General features: G+C 69.3%; 3 protein-coding genes and 1 pseudogene. 2 read left to right on the plus strand and 2 right to left on the minus strand.

Features of this window, described 5'->3' with window-relative positions:
- Together Y705_RS22555 and Y705_RS0116090 are read right to left on the minus strand one after the other, a co-directional pair.
- Window positions 1-343: pseudogene (locus Y705_RS22555) on the minus strand (ATPase); the annotation flags it as partial.
- 9 nt (window positions 344-352) lie between these two features.
- The gene (locus tag Y705_RS0116090; RefSeq protein ID WP_026533587.1) at window positions 353-1,600 is read right to left on the minus strand and encodes an MFS transporter; all 1,248 of its coding nucleotides are present in this window, start codon (window positions 1,598-1,600) and stop codon (window positions 353-355) included.
- Between the two features lie 197 nt (window positions 1,601-1,797).
- Here Y705_RS0116090 and Y705_RS0116095 point away from each other — a divergent pair, with 197 nt between their 5' ends.
- Both Y705_RS0116095 and Y705_RS0116100 read left to right on the plus strand, forming a co-directional pair.
- Complete coding sequence (locus Y705_RS0116095) at window positions 1,798-2,280, plus strand: Lrp/AsnC family transcriptional regulator (protein WP_026533588.1); 483 nt, start codon at window positions 1,798-1,800, stop codon at window positions 2,278-2,280.
- Entirely contained in the window at window positions 2,277-3,146 is an 870-nt protein-coding gene (locus Y705_RS0116100) for an alanyl-tRNA editing protein (RefSeq protein ID WP_026533589.1), read from the plus strand. The genes Y705_RS0116095 and Y705_RS0116100 overlap by 4 nt, the downstream gene beginning before the upstream one ends.
- The last annotated feature ends 170 nt before the right edge of the window (window positions 3,147-3,316 follow it).

The raw sequence follows: 3,316 nt of genomic DNA on the forward strand, positions 1-3,316 counted from the left end.
CCCGCCCCGCCGCCAGGATCAGGCGGGTGTCGTGGAGGATCTCGATACTCGCCCCCGGCGCGTGCGGCGCGATCAGGGCGCGGAGCCGTTCGACGTCGTCGGGGGTGTCCACCCCGCCGGAACCGGCGACCACCCGGGAAACCGGCTGGTTCCCGAGGGCGGTGAACAGCGACAACAGATTCCCGGAGGCCTGGACCGGAGTGACGTTCTGGACGTTCGCACTGCCCGCGGTTGCCTCCGCGGTCTTCTCGCCATCGCGCCACAGCACGCCGTGGGTCTTCGAACCGCCGATGTCGAGCCCGACGACGACGCCCGGATGCGGAGGGCGGGAAGATGAGGTCATGGCACCAGCCTACGGTTCCGAGGTCTCCCGGGTGCGCGTGGCCAGGGAGACCACGGCCAGGATCGCGCTCGCCGCGGCGATGAGGGCGGTGAACCCGCCGACCGACGCGTCGAGCCCCCACACCCCCACCGCGGCTCCGAGGCCGAGGACGGGCACCGCGCTTCCGAGATAGGTGAGAACGTACACGGTGCTGATGACCTGCGCGTGGAGCGAGGGCTCCACCTTGAGCGCCACCTCGTTGAAGACCACACGGAAAGCCATCCCCTGTCCCGCGCCGGCCACCACACAGCAGGCGACCAGGAGGGGCAGGCTTCCGAGTGCTCCGGCGACAGGCAACAGCGCGACTCCCCCCGCCATTGCGGAAAGTCCGAGGGGCACCACGAACCGGCCCCGCGGCGACACCAGTTGGATCGCTGCGGAGGAGGCGAGCACCAGGGCCGCCAGGAGCCCGATGACGGGTCGTGAGGTGGTTCCGGCAATCCCCGCGAACCATGTGGGCGCGAGGCTCAGGGTGAAACCGAACACGGCGAAGCTCAGGAAACCCACCGACGACGCCGTCCAGAAGGCTCGCACGGCCGCCCGGGAGACGGCCGGCCGCATGGGGCGCAGCGCCGCCAGTGGCCGGGCTTCCGCGGCGGATTTAATGGCGGGGCGAGCGCGCAGGAACAACAGGGGCACCAGGAGGCAGGCAAGGACGACTAGGTAGAGGAGGAACGGTGTGCGCGTCGGCGCCGGCAGGAGGGACATCAACCCACCGATGACCGGGCCCGCCGCCACTCCCCCGCTGGAGGCCACCAGGGTGAAGCGCGATGCCCAGTCGGGCCGGTGCGGCAGCAGGTCCCGCAGCGCGGCGGAACTGGCCCCGGTGGCGAGGGCGACGGCCGCACCCTGCAGTGCACGTCCGAGCGCGAGCGCCCCGAGGGACGATGCCCCGGCGAAGACCGCAGCACCCGCCAGGCCCAGCAGGACGGCGAGGACCAGGGCTGCACGCCGGCCGATATGGTCCGACCAGTGGCCCGCGAGCAGGAGCCCGGCCACCAGGGTCACCACGTACGAGGAGAAGGCCACGGTCACGGCGAACGGGGAGAGACCGAGGTCGGCCTGGATGAGGGGGTACAGCGGCGTCGCGAGGTTGGCGCCGATGAGCAGGGTGGAGATGACGACGACGGCGAGGGCGAGGCGGGCGGCGAGAGAAGCGTCCCAGCTCCACCGGCCGGCGATGGAGGGCCGCATCCGCAGCTCGTTCAGGACGCTCATGTGTATTCCTTCGAACTCGTCTCGGGGCCGGCTCCGGTCCGGGCTCGACGCCGGCAGCTGGGGGATCGCCGTTTCGGGCAGGCTGCTGCACCGGCCATCCCAGCATGGGGCTTCCGGCCGCCGGACAACGCACCTCTATGATTGGAATGAGCATCTACCGCAACTTAAGAGCAGGCATTTCCCGGAAAGTGAGCTTCATGAGCAATCTGGACCACCTTGACACCCGGCTGCTGCTGGAGCTCGTGCGGGACCCCAGGATCCAGATCAGTGAACTCGCCGACCTCCTCGGCATTGCGAGGAACACCGCGCAGAGCCGGGTCCGGCGCCTCATGCGGGCCGGGATCCTCCGCGACAACGGCCGGGAACTGGACCTGGAGGCCCTCGGCTACGACGTCGTGGCCTTCGTGACCATCGAGGTCCTGCACCGCGAGCTGGACGGAGTGATCGGCTCGCTGCGGAAGCTCGACCAGGTGCTCGAGGTCCATGAGATCTCCGGACGGGGCGACGTCTGGTGCCGGGTCGCGGCCTCCGATACCCACCATCTGCAGTCCGCCCTGCGCTCGGTCCTGCGCATCAAGGGTGTGATCCGGACAGAGACGGTGCTCGCCCTGCACGAACACATCCCGTACCGCACCCAGCCGCTCCTCGAAAAACTCGTACTCACGCAAGGAACCCCATGACACTTCCCGCCATCGATACCACCGTGACCTACGCAGCAGGAGCCGTGGCGTCGTCGTCGACCGTCCTCCACGTCGAGGAACTCGCCGACCGCAGGTTTGCCGTGCTGCTGGCGGAAACAGCCTGCCACCCGGTCGATGCCGCGTGGCCCGACCAGGGTGCAGACCGCGCCGTGCTGGTGTCCGGCGGGCGCCGGATGGTTATCGAGGAGTGCGTGGTGGGCGCAACCGACGGGTCGGCGTTGTTCCTGGGATCCGATGTGCCGGTCCGGAAGGGGACCGCGGGATGGTCCTTCGTGGTGGCGCATCTCCTGGCCGGTGAAGCGCCCCGGGAGGGCTCTCCGGTCTCGGTGGAAGTGGATGGAACCTACCGACGGGCCGTGTCCGCCGGGCACACCGCATGCCATCTCGCCTCGCTCGCCCTCAACGCAGCAGTGGCGGACCGGTGGAAGAAGGACATCCCGGCCGACGCACTCGGTTCCCCCGACTTCGACGCCGTCGCCATCGACATCTCGCGCATCGGGGAGAACTCGTCGACCGACACCTACCGGCTGGGCCGTTCCCTTCGGCGCAAGGGATTCGTCAGCGAGGATCTCGACCCCGGGGCGATCGGCGCGTCGGTCAATCGGCTCCTCGGGCAGTGGGTGGCGTTCGGCGGACCGATCACCGTTCGGCACGACGGCGATCTGCTCACGGACCGCAGGCACTGGGAATGCAGTCTTCCGGAGGGAGCAGTGAGCATTCCGTGCGGCGGCACGCATGCCGCTTCCCTCGCGGACTTCGCCCGGATCCAGGTGGACCTCAGCATCGACGACGTCGACGGCACACCCGTGCTGAAGATGGCCACCACGGCCACCGTTTCGCCGTGATTCTCATCTCCATCTCATGAAGGGCGGCCATACTGGACGGCATGAGGTCATTTCCGGGAAACAAGTGGCTCATCGGAGTCCTTGCCGTCGGACTGCCCGTGGCATGCGGGGCGACAGTGCTCAGTGCCGCCGGTGAACCGCCTGCGCAGGATCTCGGCCCCGCCGTCGTG

This window comes from Arthrobacter sp. H41, assembly GCF_000520535.1.
In the GTDB taxonomy this organism is placed as follows: Bacteria; Actinomycetota; Actinomycetes; order Actinomycetales; family Micrococcaceae; genus Arthrobacter_D.

Bases quoted from the DNA above. Each gene is read 5' to 3' on its own strand.
- Y705_RS0116095 (WP_026533588.1), top strand. From the start codon at position 1,798: ATGAGCAATCTGGACCACCTTGACACCCGGCTGCTGCTGGAGCTCGTG.
- Y705_RS0116100 (WP_026533589.1), top strand. From the start codon at position 2,277: ATGACACTTCCCGCCATCGATACCACCGTGACCTACGCAGCAGGAGCC.
- Y705_RS0116090 (WP_026533587.1), bottom strand. From the start codon at position 1,600: ATGAGCGTCCTGAACGAGCTGCGGATGCGGCCCTCCATCGCCGGCCGG.